Source organism: Bacillus sp. KICET-3 (genome assembly GCF_033261025.1).
Lineage (GTDB): Bacteria > Bacillota > Bacilli > Bacillales > Bacillaceae > Bacillus > Bacillus sonorensis.
This window is the reverse complement of sequence record NZ_CP137345.1, coordinates 1,749,391-1,768,438: the sequence shown is the minus strand read 5'-3', so window position 1 is coordinate 1,768,438 and position 19,048 is coordinate 1,749,391. Positions and strand designations below refer to the sequence as shown.

The 19,048-nt window shown below is 49.1% G+C and carries 19 protein-coding genes and 1 riboswitch; all 19 genes read right to left on the bottom strand.

Annotation, left to right across the window (positions count from 1 at the left end):
- Position 1 precedes the first annotated feature (1 nt).
- Positions 2-775 carry a uroporphyrinogen-III C-methyltransferase gene (gene cobA, locus R5H20_RS08940; protein ID WP_006638231.1) on the bottom strand — a complete coding sequence of 258 codons (774 nt, stop codon included), beginning with the start codon at positions 773-775 and terminating at the stop codon, positions 2-4.
- A gap of 157 nt (positions 776-932) precedes the next feature.
- Positions 933-1,526 (bottom strand): adenylyl-sulfate kinase, encoded by a 594-nt coding sequence (gene cysC / locus R5H20_RS08935; protein ID WP_029418522.1) that lies wholly within the window; start codon positions 1,524-1,526, stop codon positions 933-935.
- A 16-nt stretch (positions 1,527-1,542) separates the two neighbouring features.
- Positions 1,543-2,679 (bottom strand): sulfate adenylyltransferase, encoded by a 1,137-nt coding sequence (gene sat / locus R5H20_RS08930; RefSeq protein ID WP_006638233.1) that lies wholly within the window; start codon positions 2,677-2,679, stop codon positions 1,543-1,545.
- Between the two features lie 25 nt (positions 2,680-2,704).
- Positions 2,705-3,769 carry a sulfate permease gene (locus R5H20_RS08925; RefSeq protein ID WP_006638234.1) on the bottom strand — a complete coding sequence of 355 codons (1,065 nt, stop codon included), beginning with the start codon at positions 3,767-3,769 and terminating at the stop codon, positions 2,705-2,707.
- An 11-nt stretch (positions 3,770-3,780) separates the two neighbouring features.
- Positions 3,781-4,482, bottom strand: coding sequence for a phosphoadenylyl-sulfate reductase (locus tag R5H20_RS08920; RefSeq protein WP_040348351.1), 702 nt, complete (start codon positions 4,480-4,482; stop codon positions 3,781-3,783).
- Between the two features lie 87 nt (positions 4,483-4,569).
- Positions 4,570-4,674: a YezD family protein gene (locus R5H20_RS08915; protein ID WP_071583799.1), complete on the bottom strand. Its 105-nt coding sequence runs from the start codon at positions 4,672-4,674 to the stop codon at positions 4,570-4,572.
- A 115-nt stretch (positions 4,675-4,789) separates the two neighbouring features.
- Positions 4,790-4,895, bottom strand: a riboswitch (SAM riboswitch).
- Positions 4,896-5,085: 190 nt separating this feature from the next.
- Complete coding sequence (pyrE, locus tag R5H20_RS08910) at positions 5,086-5,718, bottom strand: orotate phosphoribosyltransferase (protein WP_006638237.1); 633 nt, start codon at positions 5,716-5,718, stop codon at positions 5,086-5,088.
- On the bottom strand, positions 5,715-6,434 hold the full coding sequence (gene pyrF, locus R5H20_RS08905) for an orotidine-5'-phosphate decarboxylase (protein ID WP_006638238.1): 720 nt from the start codon (positions 6,432-6,434) through the stop codon (positions 5,715-5,717). The genes pyrE and pyrF overlap by 4 nt, the downstream gene beginning before the upstream one ends.
- A complete protein-coding gene (locus tag R5H20_RS08900; protein ID WP_006638239.1) occupies positions 6,403-7,338 on the bottom strand; it encodes a dihydroorotate dehydrogenase in 936 nt (311 codons plus the stop codon). The genes pyrF and R5H20_RS08900 overlap by 32 nt, the downstream gene beginning before the upstream one ends.
- Positions 7,338-8,108, bottom strand: a complete 771-nt coding sequence (locus R5H20_RS08895; RefSeq protein WP_006638240.1) for a dihydroorotate dehydrogenase electron transfer subunit — start codon at positions 8,106-8,108, stop codon at positions 7,338-7,340. Before R5H20_RS08895 ends, R5H20_RS08900 begins: the two co-directional genes overlap by 1 nt.
- Positions 8,105-11,320, bottom strand: a complete 3,216-nt coding sequence (carB, locus tag R5H20_RS08890) for a carbamoyl-phosphate synthase large subunit (protein WP_006638241.1) — start codon at positions 11,318-11,320, stop codon at positions 8,105-8,107. Before carB ends, R5H20_RS08895 begins: the two co-directional genes overlap by 4 nt.
- A complete protein-coding gene (locus tag R5H20_RS08885; protein WP_006638242.1) occupies positions 11,305-12,399 on the bottom strand; it encodes a carbamoyl phosphate synthase small subunit in 1,095 nt (364 codons plus the stop codon). The genes carB and R5H20_RS08885 overlap by 16 nt, the downstream gene beginning before the upstream one ends.
- The gene (locus tag R5H20_RS08880) at positions 12,396-13,682 is read right to left on the bottom strand and encodes a dihydroorotase (protein WP_006638243.1); all 1,287 of its coding nucleotides are present in this window, start codon (positions 13,680-13,682) and stop codon (positions 12,396-12,398) included. Before R5H20_RS08880 ends, R5H20_RS08885 begins: the two co-directional genes overlap by 4 nt.
- Positions 13,666-14,586: an aspartate carbamoyltransferase catalytic subunit gene (locus tag R5H20_RS08875; protein ID WP_006638244.1), complete on the bottom strand. Its 921-nt coding sequence runs from the start codon at positions 14,584-14,586 to the stop codon at positions 13,666-13,668. Before R5H20_RS08875 ends, R5H20_RS08880 begins: the two co-directional genes overlap by 17 nt.
- Positions 14,587-14,735: 149 nt before the next feature.
- Entirely contained in the window at positions 14,736-16,040 is a 1,305-nt protein-coding gene (gene pyrP / locus R5H20_RS08870; protein ID WP_006638245.1) for a uracil permease PyrP, read from the bottom strand.
- A gap of 279 nt (positions 16,041-16,319) precedes the next feature.
- Positions 16,320-16,868, bottom strand: coding sequence for a bifunctional pyr operon transcriptional regulator/uracil phosphoribosyltransferase PyrR (gene pyrR, locus R5H20_RS08865; protein WP_006638246.1), 549 nt, complete (start codon positions 16,866-16,868; stop codon positions 16,320-16,322).
- A 183-nt stretch (positions 16,869-17,051) separates the two neighbouring features.
- Positions 17,052-17,966: an RluA family pseudouridine synthase gene (locus R5H20_RS08860; RefSeq protein WP_006638247.1), complete on the bottom strand. Its 915-nt coding sequence runs from the start codon at positions 17,964-17,966 to the stop codon at positions 17,052-17,054.
- A 1-nt stretch (position 17,967) separates the two neighbouring features.
- Positions 17,968-18,429 (bottom strand): signal peptidase II, encoded by a 462-nt coding sequence (gene lspA, locus R5H20_RS08855; RefSeq protein ID WP_006638248.1) that lies wholly within the window; start codon positions 18,427-18,429, stop codon positions 17,968-17,970.
- 123 nt (positions 18,430-18,552) lie between these two features.
- Positions 18,553-18,918, bottom strand: a complete 366-nt coding sequence (locus R5H20_RS08850; protein WP_006638249.1) for a TraR/DksA C4-type zinc finger protein — start codon at positions 18,916-18,918, stop codon at positions 18,553-18,555.
- Positions 18,919-19,048 lie beyond the last annotated feature (130 nt).

Genomic DNA, 19,048 nt, shown 5'->3' with positions numbered 1-19,048 from the left:
CTTAAAGCGCCTCGCTTAATTCATTATTTTTCAGTCCGTTTTCAAACCAGTTTAAACGGGAGCTGAAATTGACCACATCACCAACGACGATGAGACTCGGATTGGAAATTTTTTCATTTTCAACGGTTGCGGCAAGCGACTCAACCGTGCAAAGCACCGTTTTCTGCTTGTTTGTCGTCCCCCAATGAATGAAAGCCGCCGGTGTCGACCGGTCGCGGCCGTTTTCTATTAACAGCCTTTCGATTTGCTTGACGTTTTTGATCCCCATATAAATGACAAGGGTATCGATTCCCGTCGCCAGCGCTTTCCATTTCTCTTCAAAGTCTTCTTCTTCTTTATAGTGGCCTGTCACAAACGCAACGTTTGAGCTCGCCTCCCGGTGGGTCATGGGAATGCCGGCATACGCCGCGGCTGCGATCCCCGAGGTGATTCCCGGAATGATCTCAAAAGAAATCCCGTTCTCTGCGAGGCTTTCAGCTTCCTCGCCGCCTCTGCCGAACACGAAAGGATCTCCCCCTTTTAGCCTGACTACGGTTTTTCCCTTTTTCGCATATTTGACGAGAAAATGGTTGATCATCTCCTGCTTCATCATGTGATAATCGGGAAGTTTTCCGCAGTAGATCAGGTCTGCCCCCGCTTTTGCATGCTGTAAAATCTGTTTATTGACAAGCCGGTCATATAAAATAACATCGGCTTTTTGGATGGCTTTTAAAGCTTTGATTGTCAGTAAATCGGGGTCTCCAGGACCTGCCCCAACGATATACACTTTCCCCATTTTGTTTCTTTCCCCCGATCGAATCAAAATCTTTTCTCTTCATTATAAATCATAAAGAAAGCGTTCGGTTGTTGAAAATATCACAGGTACCAAACGTTTTCTTTATGAAATAGGAAAGTGCATCTGCTGCACTTTCCTATTCACGCGTTTTCGGTTTTTATTTCGCTTGCGCTTTCACATATTCGACGAGCCGGTCTTTGCACTCGTTCCGGTCATGACTCCCCGTATCGAGTACGAGTTCAGGCGCTTCCGGTTCTTCGTATGGTGAATCGATTCCCGTGAAAAATGGAATTTCTCCGTTTCTCGCTTTTTTGTACAAGCCCTTCGGATCTCTTTGCTCACACGTTGCCAAATCACATTTGACATACACTTCATGGAACTCGTTTTTCTCGACGAGCTGTCTGACCAGATCGCGGTCTTCTTTAAAAGGAGAAATAAACGCCGTAATCACGATCGTGCCCTGTTCGACGAACAGCTTGGCGACTTCGCCGATCCGGCGGATGTTTTCTTTACGGTCCGCATCGGAAAAACCGAGATCTTTGTTCAGGCCGTGTCTGACATTATCACCGTCAAGCACTGTGACCTGAAAGCCTTCTTCAAACAGTTGGCGGGCGGCTGCGTTGGCAATTGTCGATTTCCCCGATCCGCTTAAACCCGTCAGCCAAATGATCGAGCTTTTATGCTTGTTTTTTTCGTGATATTCCTGTTTTGTAATGGATGCTTCATGCCAAACGATGTCTTTATTCACCAACAGTCTCCCCCCTTTTTTAAGAAACTCCGGCCGCTAAGCCTTTGATTAATGTTTGAATGACCTCAGGACGGCTGAATGTGCTTGGCGGGAATTCGCCGTTTCTCAGCATTCCCCGTACCTTTGTGCCGGACAAAATGACATGGTGTTCTTTGTCGTGAGGGCATGTTTTCGCCGTCGCCATCGAGCCGCATACATTGCAGTAAAAGCTGTGTTCAAATTTCAGCGGCGTGATGCCGATTTCTTCAGGTGTGAATTGATCGAACAGCTCCTGTGCCTCATATGTTCCATAATAATCGCCGACTCCCGCATGATCTCTTCCAACGATGAAATGGGTACAGCCGTAATTTTTTCTGACGAGCGCGTGGAAGATCGCCTCTTTCGGGCCTGCATAGCGCATGGCTGCCGGAAAGACGCCGAGGAAGACGCGGTCTTTCGGGTAGTATCCGTCAAGAAGCACTTGATAGCTTTCCATCCGGACGTCTGCCGGAATATCGTCTGATTTGGTTTCCCCGACTAACGGGTTGAGGAAAAGTCCGTCGACGGTTTCCAGCGCGGTTTTTTGGATGTATTCATGCGCTCTGTGCACCGGATTCCGGGTTTGGAATCCGACAATCGTTTTCCAGCCGAGCTCGGCAAACTTCCGTCTTGTCTCCGCCGGTTCGAACGTATGAGCGGGAAACTGTTTTTCGCTGCGTTTGATGAGTGTAATCGGGCCGCCGACATAGACGTTTCCCCGTTCAAACAATTTTTTTACGCCCGGATGGTTGAGATCATCGGTTTTATAGACGTTGACCGCTTCTTTTTTCTTGTCGGGCGTATAGATGTCTTCGATGTCAATGACCCCGTATGTTTCCCCTTGATATGTGAGACGGACGGTATCGCCGATTTTTAGCTCGGCGGCTTTTCGTTCGTTGACGGGAAGGCTGATCGGAAGCGTCCAGACTTGACCGCCTGCAAGTCTCATATTTTCAACGACTGATAGGTAGTCTTTTTCTGTTAAAAAGCCTTGGATCGGGCTGTATGCACCGATTCCAACCAGCTCCAAATCGGCAAAAGCGATCAAATCAAGTTCGATTTCCAGTGCGATATGTTGAACATCATATGCTTCATTGACGCGGATAACCAATACACCGCCGTGTGGCGCTAAACTCATAACATTATTTCCCCCTACTAGATGTTTAAATTCCCCCGCCCTGTTCATGGACGGAGCTATGTTCTTTTTTCACTGCCCTCACCAGGCTGATCGTCCCGACAGATGCCAAAAGAACGCTCGTAACGACGATGAGAGCATAATAGTCTCCTTTTAATAAAAGGCTGACCAGCATATAAGACAGGCTTAATGAAAGGAACGGCGATACGATCCACACTTTCAGCATCGTTTTGACCACCTGTTTATGAAAAACATTGCCGCCGTTTTTCGCCATGCCCATCCCGATAATAGACGATGATGTCACCTGTGCGAGCGGAACGGGAAGGCCGAACATGGAACTGAGAATGACAAGCCCGGCTCCCGTGCTTGAAAGAAGGATTCCTTCTCCTTTTGAAAATCTGGTAATCTTTTTGCCGTTTGTTTCAAGAACGCGGCGGCCCAATAAAAGGGCGCCGAGCGCGACAAACAGTCCGCCGTACAGCGTTCCTTCCCCGACTGTCAAAACATGTGCCGCCACCAAAGGGCCGACAGCGTTCGCGACATTGTTCATTCCCGCTGAAAAAGCCTCAAAAAATCCGCTGATTAACAGCAGAACCGTCAAAATCTTCGCTTTGTTCCCCGCAGCGCGGCGCTTTATTGTTTTCTTCATAAACTTTGCCATGGCAAAGGTAAAAGAAAAAGCTGCGACCGGAACGACTACCCAGAACAGGACGATGACAAACAAAGATTTGACAAACAAAACTTGATATGCGACACCTACTCCGACGACAGATCCGACTGTCACTTCACTCGTTGAAAGCGGGATGCCGAGAACATTTGCGATAAAAAGCGACAAGGCGGCGGACCCGATGATAATGCAGACGATTTCAAGCGAAATCACCCGCTCGGGAATGATGCCCGAACTAATCGTTTTCACGACGTTCCCCCCGCCGATGACGGCTCCGGAGAGAACGCCGGCCGCACAGATCAAGAGCGCGTGAAGCTTTTTTTTCACCGCTTCAGATCCGTAGGCGATGCCCATGGAAGCCGCTGCACCGCTCGCTCCGATGTTCATCGCAAAAAACATGCTAAATAAAATGGCGGCAAGTTCCATAACTCATCTCCTTACTCGTGTAATCCGCATTCTGTTTTATTTGATCCATTCCAGCGGCCGGAGCGGAGATCGTCTATCGTAAAAGCCGGAGAGGTGCACGGCGCGCAGCCGATGCTCGGGTATCCTTTGTCATGGAGCGGGTTGTACGGCAGATCGTGTTTTGTCACATATCTCCAAATATCCTTCCATGTCCAATGGATGAGCGGACAGACTTTGATAGACTTGAATTTTTCGTCTTTATTTAAAAAGTTCGTCTTTCTCCGCCCTTCGGATTGCTCGCGGCGCAGCCCTGACAGCCATGCCGGGTAAGCTGACAGCGTCTCGCGGAGTGGAATGACCTTCCTCATTTCACAGCAGAAATTCGGATTGGTCTCCCACAGTTTGTCCCCGTATTGCTGAGCCTGCTGTTCAACCGTAAGCTCCGGTTTCTTCATGATAATCTGAAGGCCCGGATATCGTTCTTTGACAGCCTCAATCGTGTCATACGTTTCTTTAAAATGCAGACCTGTATCAAGAAATACGATGACGGCGTCCTTTTTCACCTTATAAATCAAATCAATCAGGACGATCCCTTCGATTCCGAAGCTGCATGCGTATACGAGCTGATCCCCGTAATGGCCGTACGCCCATTTCAGGACCGATAATGCCCCTTTATATGAATCATCCTCTTGAAAAGCGATTTTTGGTTCTTCCCATGTACTGTAAGTAAATATTTTCGGTTCCCCCTTTTTCGCCAACAAAAAAACGGCTTCCAGCAGAAAAAAACTTCTGTGAAAACCGCCTCTAGTTTGTCTAGTCAGCTATTTCAATCTTATTTTTTCATTTTTTTCGATTTGAATGACCTTTCCATCTTGAACAACGAATGTGATGGATCCGTAATTCATGTCTTTCAGCATGTCTTTCATTTTGATGATCACTTTTTCGAGCTGCTCATCTCTTTTCATTGCCAGCTCCTCCTCTGCCCTAAAAAATTAAAATCTTTCTTCCAAATTTGAAAGAAAGACGAGGAACTTTACATATTCCTTATCTCTCAAAATGAGCGCATTTTGCTGGACGTAGCACCTTGCGCTTGCACGCAGGTTGCCGGGTTTCATCGGACCAGTCCCTCCACCGCTCTTGATAAGTCTGCTTTTGTTATTTTAAAATTTTAGCACAATTCGAACAAAAGTCAACCCGACTTTTTTTATAGGATTAATGAAAAATAAAAATGATGCTATTTTACTATATTTCAACCGGTCAAAAGCATGAAAAAAACAGAAAAACCGCGGTTTCATCAAATTAAAAAAGCCGTTCCCTTAAAAAGGGAGACGGCTTTCTTATTTTTCAATCCAAGCTCTCGACTCGGGATTTGCTTTCCACTCTTTCAGTTTTCCGGCATCGGCTTCACTGATGTATCCTCCGGCAAGCGCGGTTTCCGTCAATGTATCGTAATCGGTCAGGGTGTGATACTCGACATCCGCATTCTTAAAGGCGATGTCCGCTTTCGGAAGACCGTATGTGAAGATGGCGGCGACGCCGAGGACATCGCAGCCGGCCTTTTTTAGAGCGGAAACCGCTTCAAGCACGCTTCCGCCCGTCGAGATTAAATCTTCAATAACAACGACTTTCTGTCCGTTCTTGACCGTCCCCTCAATTTGATTTCCTTTTCCGTGCGCTTTCGGTTTGCTTCTGACATAGCACATCGGCAAACGGAGCCTGTCAGCGGCAAGGGCGGCATGCGGTATGCCCGCTGTCGCCGTGCCTGCGACCATTTCCGCTTCCGGAAATTTGTCTTTTATCAGCCCGGCGAGGCCTGACGCGATATCATCCCTCACTTCGGGATATGACAGCGTCAAACGGTTGTCACAGTAAATCGGCGACAGCATGCCGCTCGCCCATGTAAACGGCTCGTTCGGCCGCAGGAAAACCGCCTTGATCGCTAAAAGATGGCTTGCAATTTCTGTTTTCATGCTTTGATCCCCTTCCATTCCCGTACTATTTTCTGATATGCAGCAACCGGATCCTCAGCTTTGGTGATAGAACGGCCGACAACGATCGCCGACACGCCTTTTTCCTTTGCATCGGCCGGGGTCGCTACTCTGACCTGGTCGTTTTTCTGATCATCAGCCAACCGGATTCCAGGCGTCACAGTCAGAAACGACGGAGATACCTCCTGATAGATGCGCTCTGCTTCATGGACGGAACAGACAACGCCGTCCAGCCCGCTTTCCTCTGCGAACCTGCTGTAGTGAAGAACGGTTTCCGCAAGCGGCGTTTTGATCAGGAGCTCCTCATGAAGCATTTCCGGAGATGTGCTCGTCAGCTGTGTTACGGCGATTAATGACGGACGTTTTTGTCCGGCGGACGTCCCCGCCTCAAGACCTTCAAGAGCGGCTTCCATCATCCGTTTTCCGCCTGCAGCGTGCACATTGACAAGATGGACGCCAAACCCCGCCAGCCTTTTCATTGCCTTATATACGGTCGTCGGAATGTCATGGCACTTCAAATCAAGGAAAATGCGGCAGTTTCTATGTTTTAATTGTTCAAGAATTGAAGGACCTTCCTGATAAAACAGCTCCATCCCGACTTTCACAAAAAGCTCCTCTCCGTCAAACCGGTTCAAAAACGCAAATGTTTCCGGCGCAGATGCAAAGTCAAGCGCGATGATTGGCGGCGTATTGTTCATGCTTCCAGCTCCTTCCGATGCATTCGGTCAAAGACCCGTATCCGTATTTTTCTAAAACGCGCGGCAGTTCTTCAATGATCTCCGGGCAGGCGAATGGATTGACAAAATTGGCAGTGCCGACCGCGACTGCGCTTGCCCCCGCCAGCAGGAATTCAAGCACATCTTCCGCAGACTGAACGCCGCCCATGCCGATGATCGGGATGTCTACCGCCTGACTGACTTCATAAACCATCCTGATGGCTACCGGTTTTACGGCCGGGCCAGATAATCCTCCGGTCTTATTTGCCAAAATCGGCTTGCCCGTTTTCAGATCGAGCCTCATGCCGATCAGCGTGTTGATCATCGTCAAACCGTCTGCCCCCGCTTCTTCAATGGCTAAGGCGATGTCAGTGATATTGGCGACATTTGGAGACAATTTGACATAGACCGGAACGCTGGACACTTGTTTAACAGCCTTTGTCAGCTCGGCTGCCATTTCCGGACGTGTACCGAACGCGATCCCGCCTGTTTTGACATTCGGGCAGGAAATATTCAGTTCAAGCGCGTGGACATTCGGAGCTTTGCTGATTTCTTCGGCAACCTCCACATAATCTTCAAGCTGTGATCCGGCTACATTGGCGATAATCGGTGTATCGAATTGTTCCAGCCACGGAAGCTCGTGCTCCATGACAGCCTGAAGACCGGGATTCTGCAATCCGATCGCATTGAGCATGCCCGCTTGTGTTTCTGCGACCCTTGGCGTCGGATTCCCGAAGCGGGGCTCGCTCGTTGTCGCTTTGATCATGATCGCCCCGAGGCATGAAAGATCATAAAGGTTTGCAAACTCTTTTCCAAAACCAAAGCATCCGGATGCCGGCATGATCGGATTTTTTAATTTGAGGCCGGGCAAATTTACGTCAAGCATTACAAAAGCACCTCCTGCGCTTTGAAAACAGGTCCGTCCAGACAAACTTTTACATACGGTTTTTCACTTTGATCCGTATGGCATACACAGGCAAAACAGGCGCCGATTCCGCAGCCCATCCGCTCTTCCATCGATAAATAAACCTCTTTTTCGGGATAGCGGTCTTTCAAAGCCTTTAACATAGGGGTCGGGCCGCAGGCGAGCAGATAGTCAAATTGAAGGCCTTTTGCCTCGATGACATCGGTGACAAATCCTTTCTCCCCATGGGTGCCGTCCGCTGTGGCAATATATACAGGGCCGTACTCGGCAAATTCCCGCTCGTAAAACACGTCTTTGGCTGACGCAAACCCCAACACATGCACAACATGGACGCCCCGCTTTGTCAGCTGTTTGGACAGTTCATAGAGAGGGGGGACGCCGATCCCTCCGCCGACTAGAAGAGCCGTTCCGCCGGATTTGAGCTCGTCTGCCGGAAATCCGTTTCCCAGAGGGCCGAGGCAATCGACGAGATCGCCTTTTTCCTTTAAGGAAAGGAGCCGGGTTCCTTCTCCATCCTTCCGAAAAATGATCGTCATTTCCTGTTTGTCCCTATCAATCCGGGCGATGCTGATCGGACGCCGTAATAAAGGAGCGACAGATTCAGCGACTTTCAAATGAAGGAACTGGCCGGGGGCGCTGCACGATTCAGCGAGCTCCCCTTTCAGCACCATTTGGTAAATGCCGTCAGCGATGCAATCATTGGAACGAACCGTCATATATCCCTTTTTCATTTGACGGCAGCCGCCTCTTGAGCCATGTTGGCAGCAGGCATATGATCCGCGCGGAAGCTCATGCTCTCAAGCACCCGTAAAATCGCTTCGGCCGTATCTAATGACGTCAGGCAGGCCACACCGTTTTCGACGGATTCGCGTCTGATTTTGAACCCGTCTCTTGCCGGCTGCTTTCCTTTTGTCAGCGTATTGACGACGAACTGCGCTTCCCCATTGCGGATGACGTCAAGCAGATTCGTGCCTTCCTCGCCGATTTTCCCGACGGTTTTCGCTGGGATGGATGCTTCCCGCAGATAGCCTGCCGTACCTGCCGTAGCCAATATGTTGTAGCCGATGGCATGGAAGCGTTTGGCGATATGAAGGCCTTCTTCTTTGTCCTTGTCAGCGACGGTCAGGAGCACAGATCCGTAGTTCGGAATCTGGATGCCTGAGGCAATCAGCCCTTTGTAAAGCGCCTTTTCCAATGTCGTATCTTTCCCCATGACCTCACCCGTCGATTTCATTTCAGGGCCGAGTGTGATGTCCACCCTTCTCAGCTTTGCGAAGGAGAAGACGGGAACTTTTACATAGACGCCTTCCTGTTCTTTCTGAAGGCCTTGAGTAAAGCCAAAGTCTGCAAGCTTTCCGCCGAGAATGACCTTTGTCGCCAGATTCGCCATCGGAATTCCGGTGATTTTGCTGAGGAACGGCACCGTGCGGCTTGACCGCGGATTCACTTCCAGGACATAGACCTCGTCTTTTGACAGGACGAATTGAATGTTGAGCAGTCCGATAATGTTTAACCCTTTCGCAAGCTCAATCGTGTACTGTTCGATCTTTTTCTTGATCTCTTCTGAGAGCGATTGCGGAGGGTAGACGGCAATTGAGTCTCCGGAATGGACGCCGGCCCGTTCGATATGCTCCATGATTCCCGGTATGACGACCGTTTCGCCGTCAGAAATCGCATCGACTTCAATTTCTTTTCCGATCAAATATTTATCGATGAGCACAGGATGCTGCGGATTGATTTTGACCGCGTGTTCCATATAATGGAGAAGCTCGTTTTCGTGGTAGACGATTTCCATCGCCCGTCCGCCGAGAACATATGATGGACGCACAAGCACAGGGTAGCCGATATGTCCGGCGATTGTAACGGCCTCGTCTACAGATGTCGCCGTCTTCCCGAGCGGCTGCGGAACATTCAGTGTTTCAAGCGTTTGCTCAAACTTGTCGCGGTCTTCGGCGCGATCCAAATCTTCGAGCGATGTTCCGAGAATGTTGACGCCCCGCTCCGCCAATTCATTGGCGAGGTTGATCGCGGTCTGGCCGCCGAACTGGACGACGACGCCTTCCGGCTGTTCCAGATCAATGACATGCATGACATCTTCAATTGTCAGCGGTTCAAAATAGAGCTTGTCGGAAATACTGAAGTCAGTCGAAACCGTCTCAGGGTTGTTGTTAATGATAATCGCTTCATAGCCTGCTTCTTTGATCGCCCAGACCGAATGCACTGTGGCATAATCAAACTCAACCCCCTGGCCGATCCGAATCGGCCCTGAGCCAAGAACGATCACGCTCTTTTTCGCGGTTCTCTCCGATTCGTTTTCTTCTTCATACGTACTGTAGAAATAAGGCGTTTCCGATTCAAACTCGGCCGCGCATGTATCCACCATTTTATAAACCGGAATCATGCCCGCTTCTCTTCTGAGCTCATACAGCTGTCTTTCAGGCATAGCCCACAGGCGGCTGATGAAGTGGTCGGAAAAACCAAGCTCTTTCGCTTCTTTGAGCAGCCCGAGATCGCCGCGTCCCGCTTTCAGCGTCTCTTCAAAACGGATGATGCCCTCCAGCTTATGGAGGAAGAAAAGGTCAATCGCTGAAAATTCGTGGAGCTGGCTGATGGTATAGCCTCTTCTGATCGCTTCCGCCAAGTAGAAGAGCCGTTCGTCGCCCGCTTTTTTGATCCGCTTCTCAAGCACGTCATTCGTGATGTCTGCAGCGTCTTTCAATTCGAGATGGTACACATCTGCTTCAAGTGAGCGGACGGCTTTCAGGAGCGATTCCTCCCACGTTCTGCCGATCGCCATGACCTCGCCCGTCGCTTTCATCTGTGTGCCGAGCTTGCGGTTTGCCGATTCAAATTTATCAAACGGCCAGCGCGGGATTTTTGAGACGACATAGTCCAGCGCCGGTTCAAAAGAAGCATACGTTTTTCCTGTCACAGGATTCATCATTTCATCAAGAGACAGACCGACGGCGATTTTGGCGGCAAGCTTCGCAATCGGGTAGCCGGTCGCCTTTGAGGCAAGCGCCGATGAGCGGCTGACGCGCGGATTGACCTCAATGATATAGTATTGAAAACTGTCCGGATCAAGCGCCAGCTGCACATTGCAGCCGCCTTCGATTTCAAGCGCCCGGATGATCTTCAAGGATACATTGCGGAGCATTTGATATTCGCGGTCGCTTAAAGTCTGACTCGGCGCAACGACGATGCTGTCCCCCGTATGGATGCCGACAGGATCGATGTTTTCCATGTTGCAGACGACAATCGCATGGTCGCTTGAATCCCTCATCACTTCGTATTCAATTTCTTTATATCCGGCGATACTCTTTTCAAGCAGACATTGGTGAACAGGACTCATTTTCAAACCGTTCTCCACGATTTCCTTCAGTTCGTTTTCGTTTGAGCAGATCCCTCCGCCTGTTCCGCCAAGCGTATAGGCAGGTCTGACGATAACCGGGAAGCCGATTCGCTCGACAAAATCGCGCGCCTCTTCTAAAGAATGGATAATATCGCTTTCAGGCACCGGCTCATTCAGCTCATTCATCAAGCTTCTGAACAAATCGCGGTCCTCCGCCTTTTGAATCGCTGACAATTTCGTGCCTAGCACTTCAACGCCGCATTCCGCCAGAATGCCGTGCTCTGACAATTCGACCGCCAAGTTCAGCCCCGTCTGGCCGCCAAGGGTAGGCAGAATCGCGTCTGGCCGCTCTTTTCTGATAATCCGCGTTAAAAACTCGAGTGTCAGCGGTTCGATATAGACCCTGTCCGCCATTTCCGTATCGGTCATAATCGTCGCCGGATTAGAGTTGACAAGAATGACTTCATAGCCCTCTTCTTTTAAAGCGAGGCAGGCTTGTGTACCCGCATAATCAAATTCCGCCGCCTGGCCGATAATAATCGGCCCAGATCCGATCACCAAGATTTTTTTTATGTCTACGCGTTTAGGCATACCGTTTCCCCTTCTTTCTCTGTAGTTTCAATCATCTGCAGAAATTGGTCAAATAAATGGTTGGCATCCTCAGGTCCCGGTGAAGCTTCCGGGTGATACTGAACGGTAAAAGCGGGCATGTATTTGTGTTTCAGCCCTTCAATCGTGTCGTCATTGATCGCCACGTGCGTCACTTCAAGCGGCGTATTTTCAACGGATGATACCGTGTAGCCGTGATTTTGCGCCGTAATCGATACTCTGCCGGTTTTAAGCTCTTTTACCGGATGATTGGAGCCGCGGTGGCCGAACTTCATTTTGACGGTCTCTGCGCCGCAGGCGAGCGCGAACAGCTGATGTCCGAGGCAGATACCGAATAAAGGCACCTTGCCGAGAATGTTTTGGATCATGGCGATCGCTTCAGGCACATCCTTTGGATCCCCCGGTCCGTTTGACAGCATGACCCCGTCTGGCTTCAGCTGCATGACTTCTTCAGCTGTGATATTGTGGGGCACCACGATAACATCGCATTTGCGCTTATTCAATTCTCTTAAAATGCCGTGTTTCATGCCGAAATCAACAAGCACGATCCGTTTCCCCCTTCCAGGACTCGGATATGCTGTTTTCGTTGACACCCGGCTGACCTGATCCGTCGGAAGCTCTGTTTCTTTCATTTTTCTGACCAAAGCGTCCACATCCTCGTCAGGACCGGCAAACACCCCTTTCAGCGTACCCGCCGTGCGGATCATTCTTGTCAGTTTTCTTGTATCGATGCCGGATAAGCCCGGAATGTTTTTCATTTTTAAATATTCATCAAGCGTGTATGCCGAACGCCAGTTTGATGGAAGTTGACATAACTCTTTTACAATAAACCCTTTGACATAAGGCGTGATCGATTCAAAGTCATCTCTGTTAATGCCGTAGTTTCCGATCAAAGGATAGGTTAAGGTGACAATCTGTCCGCAGTAAGACGGGTCTGAGAGGATTTCCTGATAGCCTGTCATTCCGGTGTTGAAGACGACTTCCCCCATGCTGTTTTCCAGACTGCCGAAGGCATTCCCTTCAAATATCGTTCCGTTTTCAAGTACTAGACGTCTTTTCATTTTACAAGTCTCCCCTCTTTGTAAACGAGTTTTCCTCCGGCCATTGTCATAACCGGCCAGCCGAAACAGCTGATGCCGTCAAACGGCGTATTTTTCCCTTTGGAAAGAAAGCTGTTTTTATCAATCTTTTCTTCTTTTTCGAGATCGATCAATGTAATGTCAGCCGGCCGGCCTTCTTCAAGTTTTCCATAAGGCAGCCCGAACGCCTCGCTAGGCTTAACCGTCATATAATCAAGCAGCTGCTTTAATGTCCACTCGCCGTTTTTGACAAAGTGCGTATAAAGAAGCGGAAAAGCCGTTTCCAATCCGACGATTCCAAACGGGGCGAGGCTCATGGTCTGCTGTTTCTCCGCTTCCGTATGCGGCGCATGGTCAGTTGCGATAAAATCAATCGTCCCGTCAGCCAGTCCTTCCAAAAGCGCTTCCCGGTCTTCCTCGCTTCTGAGAGGCGGATTCATTTTGTAATTTGTATTAAGTCCGGGTATGTCGCTGTCACAGAGCAGCAGATGGTGCGGCGTTACTTCAGCCGTGACGCGGATTCCCGCTTTTTTGGCATCACGGACGGCCCTGACCGATTCCTTCGTGCTGATATGGCAGACATGATAATGGCAGCCGGCCGCTTCCGCGAGCAGCACATCCCTTGCGATATGGACTGCTTCACATACGGAAGGAATCCCGTTTAAGCCGTGGGATTTGGCAAATTCACCGTCGTGTACACTGCCCCCGTAGATTAAAGAATTGTCTTCACAATGGGCGACAATCGCTTTATTTAAAGACGCCGCCTTTTTCATCGCTTCATACATCATCCCCGCGTTTTGAATGCCGACGCCATCATCAGTGAAGGCGAATGCGCCTGCAGCTGAGAGCCCTTCAAAATCGGTCATTTCTTCACCGATTTGTCTAATAGTGATCGATGCGTACGGAAGTACCCTTACAGAAGCCGTTTCCCGAATGCGGTTTGTCAGCCATTCCATCTGTTCCTTCGTATCGGGAACCGGGCGTGTGTTCGGCATTGCGGCGACTGTCGTAAACCCGCCTCTTGCCGCCGCTTTTGCACCCGTTTCGATCGTCTCCTTTTTTTCTCCGCCAGGCTCTCTGAAATGGACGTGAAGATCGACAAGCCCCGGGGAGACGAGCAGCCCCTCTGCATCAATAACCGATTCAGCCGGTGCGGCTTCAATGTTTCCGATTTCGCTTATGACTTCGCCTGTAATCCTGATATCCCGTTTTACTGTTTCGCCATTTTCATTCAGCATGAAGCCGTTTTTAATTAAATAAGACATAAGCTTGATCTCCCCTTTTTTCATTTTCGCCTTGTTCGAGCGCCCGTTTTAAAACCGCCATTCTGATGTAGACGCCGTTTTCCATTTGTTTGAAAATCCTTGATTGAGCAGATTCCACCAGCGTGCTGTCAATCTCGACGCCGCGGTTGACCGGGGCGGGATGCATGATGATCGCGTCCTTTTTCATTCGTTTTACCCGCTCAGTAGACAAACCGAATGTTTGCAAATAATCGCGGTCATCCGCTTTCGTCTGATGGCGTTCATGCTGAATCCGAAGCAGCATCACGACATCTGAATTCGCAACAGCTTCATCTGCCGGCACATACGTCCCGTACGGATTATCCTTATCCTTCCACTCGTCAGGTCCTGAGAAAAGAACGGTTGCGCCGAGCCTTGTCAGGACTTCGGCATTTGATCTGGCCACTCTGCTATGTTTGATATCGCCGTGAATCGATATCGTCAGTCCGTTAAAGCTGCTGAATTCTTCGTAAATCGTCATTAAGTCAAGCAGAGATTGTGTAGGATGCTGGCCGCAGCCGTCTCCGGCGTTGACCACCGGGATGCCGACGCGGCCAACCAAGTCCTTGTAGTAATGATCCTCTGAGTGCCTGATCACACAAACATCGGCTCCGATCGATTCAAGCGTCCGCACTGTATCGTACAAAGATTCCCCTTTTTGGACGCTTGTCGAGACACCGTCAAGATTCAAAACATTCATCCCGAGTTTTTTTTCTGCGACTTCAAAGCTGAAGCGTGTCCTCGTACTCGGCTCAAAGAACAAGTTGGCGGCAAACCTTCCGGAAAGTGTGTGATGAGCTTTGCCTTTTTTCAGATCTTCCGCCTCTTTTATCAACCCGAAAATGTCCTCAATACTCAACTCGTTCATTGCGGTTAAATGTTTCACTATATTTTCGCCTCCGCTTTCATCGGAATTTTCTATAAAAAAACCCCAAGCCATGGCGGCTTGGGGTATAGTGAATCAGAGAATGTGAAAACCCACTTCTCTTTTCAGCAACCCTTTCAAGCCTCTCTGGACTTCCATTAAAAGGTCTTCTATATATGATTTTCTGCCTCTGTCCCGTCCTGTTCTTCCTTGGCTTCCGGCAGGACAAGATTCAATATCACTCCGACAATTGCCGCAAGCGCCATGCTGGACAGCTCAAATCCCGAAATTTTGATAAATGCGCCGCCGACGCCGATGACGAGAATGACGGATGAAATAATCAGGTTTCGTTTGTTTTCCAAATCAATTTTATTGTCAATCAGCATGCGGAGCCCGCTTGAGGCGATGATGCCAAACAACAGGAAGGAAACGCCTCCCATGACGGCTGAAGGAACCGAACTGATCAGTGCTGATATTTTGCCGACAAATCCGAAGCACAAGGCAATGACTGCGGCTCCTCCGATGACAAATACGCTGAATACCCTTGTGATCGCTAACACGCCGATATTTTCTCCATAGGTCGTTGTCGGCGGTCCGCCGATGCATGAAGCGAGCATCGTCGCCACACTGTCCCCGAAGATGGAGCGGTGAAGTCCGGGTTTTTTGATGAAATCCCGGCCGACCACTTTGCTCAGCACCATCTGGTGTCCGATATGCTCAGACATCGTCACGAAAGCGACAGGCACCATGGCAAGTCCGATGATGAGCGCAGCTGCACTCGGCGTATAATCAACAAACGGAAGAACGAAATCGGGAACCGCAAACCATTTGGCGTCAGCTACCATTTGAAAGTCGACAATTCCTTGAGTGAGCGCGTACAAGTATCCACAGATAATTCCGATTAACACGGGAATCAGGCTGAAAAACCCGCGTAAGAAAATCGCACAGATGACAGTCACAGCAAGCGTAAACCCGGCGACACCGAAGTGTTTGGCGCTGTAGACAAGCGTTTCGGTGTTTGGATTTTCGTACATGGCCATATTGACCGCTGTACTCGCCAGCCCGAGTCCGATGACGATAATGACCGGTCCGATGACAATCGGCGGGAGAAGCTTCATCAGCCAACCTGTGCCAAGCCGCTGGATGAAAAGGGCGATCAATCCGTAGACGATACCCGCCATAAAGGCGCCGATCATGGCCGCTCCCGGTCCGCCGGCCGCTTTTGCAGCAAGGATCGGGGAAATAAACGCGAATGATGAACCTAAGTAAGCCGGAATCTGTCCTTTTGTAATCAAGAGATATGCGAGTGTTCCAAGTCCGCTTGTGATCAGTGCAACGCCTGGACTCAAGCCGACCAGCTTCGGCACGAGAATGGTCGATCCGAACATGGCGAACAGATGCTGGAGACTGAACGAAACCCAATTCAGCGGTTTTGGCACTTCTCTTACATCTAAGTTAACGTTTTTCTGACTCATAATTTTTCCTCCTGATGATCGATTCACTGTCTATGATGTCTTACTCTCTAAAAAGAAAACGCCCATTAAAAAAGCCTCTTTGCATATGCGCAAAGAGGCAGACAAAAATCGTCACTGCTGGCGTGACTCCTAAGTGTCTCATCCCTCTTTGCAAACTCACTGGAATGCATTTAAAAAAGGATTCTCAGCTTGCTGACAAACGTTTGCATTCGCCGTCACAGCTGCACTTCGGTGCTCACTGTTCCCCGACTTCAGGACGTTTTCAAGCTAAGCTGTCATTCATTTTTTGTAAATTGCCGCAAGATCACGTCCGTCAACTTCTTCCAGCTGAACCATGACCTTTTCGGATTTAGAAGTCGGAATGTTTTTTCCGATGAAGTCGGCTCTGATCGGCAGCTCCCTGTGGCCGCGGTCGACAAGCACGGCGAGCTGGATTGCCGAAGGCCGTCCGACGTCGACGAGCGCATCCATCGCCGCTCTGACCGTCCTTCCCGTGTAAAGGACATCATCGACGACAATCACCTTTTGATCGGTAATGTCAGCCGGAATATCCGCGCCTTTGACAAGCGGCTCTTCATTGGCGGTTTTTTTGGACAAATCGTCCCTGTACAGGGTAATGTCGAGTTCTCCTACAATCACCCGGTTTCCTTCAATTTGTTCAATGCGTTCGGCGAGGCGCTTCGCCAAATAAATGCCTCTCGTCTTGATGCCGACAAGGATGCAGTCGTTCATTCCTTTGTTTCGTTCAATCATTTCGTGGGCGATCCTTGTCAATGCCCTTCTGATCGCCTGTTCGTCAAGCACAACAGCCTTTTCCTGTTCACTCATGACCTTCGCACCTCATCTCTTTGTTAAAAAGGATCAAACAAAAACCCCTTCTGCATAAAAGGCAGAGAGGGGTTCTTTAAGCGAATCATATCATTCACTTGTCCGATATCCTTCTCAGCCTCTCTGGACTGTGTTAAAGAATCTGTTCAGCTTCGTTTATTATTTCAAAAAAGAAATCGTCTGTCAATGTTTATTTCGAAGATTGTCGAGAAGAATTTTCATATCTTCAGGCAATGGCGCTTCAAATTCAACATACTCTCCCGTACGCGGATGATCAAACCCCAAGACTCCGGCATGGAGAGCCTGTCCATTGAAATCGATCGTTTTCTTCGGCCCGTATTTAGGATCTCCGGCAAGAGGAAAGCCGATATATTTCATATGCACCCGAATCTGATGGGTTCTCCCCGTCTCGAGCCGGCATTCAACGACCGTAAAATCGTCGAACCGTTCTTTCACTTCGAAATGGGTGACGGCGTGCTTTCCGTTCTCTCTTGTGACCGTCATGCTTTGCCGGTCTTTTTTGTCCCTTCCGATCGGAGCGTCGATTGTGCCGTGGTCATGCGGGATAACGCCATGGACGAGGGCCGTGTATTTCCTTGTCACCGTCTTTTTGACAAGCTGGTTGACAAGCGATTCATGGGCCATATCGTTTTTTGCGACCATCAAGAGGCCTGATGTATCTTTATCAATCCGGTGCACGATCCCCGGCCGCATCACGCCGTTTATGCCTGACAAATCATCGCAATGCGCCATCAAACCGTTGACAAGCGTTCCCGTCAGATGGCCGGGAGCCGGATGAACCACCATCCCGCGCGGTTTATTGACGACAAGGACATCCTGGTCTTCATAATAAATGTCAAGATCCATCGGCTCTGCCAAAACATCCAGCGGTTCCGGCTCAGGAACATCGACTATGACCACATCACCGGGCTGGACCTTGTAATTGGCTTTAACAGCCTTGTCGTTTACTTGTACGCGTTCTTCTTTAATCCATTGTTGAACCTGTGTCCGTGACCAGTCCGTTTCCATCACGGTCAAATATTTATCAATCCGTTCACTCTTATGGTCTTCCTGAACGGTCATTTCATAATGCTCCATTTTACAGCTCCTTCTTTTTCTTTCCGTCTAACAGCATTTGTACAAACAAGAGCAGGACGCCGATGCATAAAGATGAATCAGCGATGTTGAAAATCGGATAATGATAGTTGACGATCGTCACATGAATAAAATCGACCACCTCTTGTCTGAACACCCGGTCGATAAAATTGCCGATTGCGCCGCCAAGCATCAAGCCGAGCGAAATCCCGAGCAGCTTCTGCCCTTTTGCATGCTTCTGGATGTAATAGATGATGCCGACAATGACAATCGTTGTAATGATATAAAAAAACCACATCTGCCCCGCGAGGATTCCCCATGCCGCGCCGGTATTCCGGTGCGATGTGATCTGCAGGAAGCCGCCGATGACAGGAATGCTTTCCCCGTATACCATATTGCTGACAACGAGCCATTTTGTTAATTGATCGATACCGATAATAAACAGTGCAATTATGTAATAAGGCACAAATCGTTCCTCCAGTTTCTGTTTTTCTTCATTTAAGCATTTTATCAAGAAAAAGTATAGGAGTAAAGGAATATTCATTGACATCCTAAAAGAGGACAGATCGTCTGCCCTCTTTTCCAAACATCATGAATAAAGCGCCTCATTGTAGGGATCATCAGTTTCAGCCCAAATGGGCAGCGTCTTTTTTTCAAATTGGATATGGTACAAAAAATCATTTGCCGTCCTTGCCGTCGGCAAAACGGCCATTTTCGCGTACGGAATCGGCTGCCCCGTTTCTTCGCATATCCCATATGTCCCGTTTTCTATTTTTGACAGGGCTAAAAGCACATCCTGGAGTTCTTCTTTCACATGGTATATAAGAGTCGCCTGCTGATATGAATTGATTGACGGTGAATCTTGTTGAAAAAAGGAATATTCAAACAATCTTGATTCCAGTTCCTGCTTCATTTGAAGAAGTTCGCTTTGTATGCTCGCCAGCTGATTATTCACGCCTTTATCAACTCCTGCTCTTATCGTTGTGCTTTTAGTGTTGCCGCCAACTTGGATCTCCAAGCCCATAAGATTTTTCCTGACGTTCAAATCAGTGTCAAGTTTGGGATTCAGCCATATTTCAGAAAAC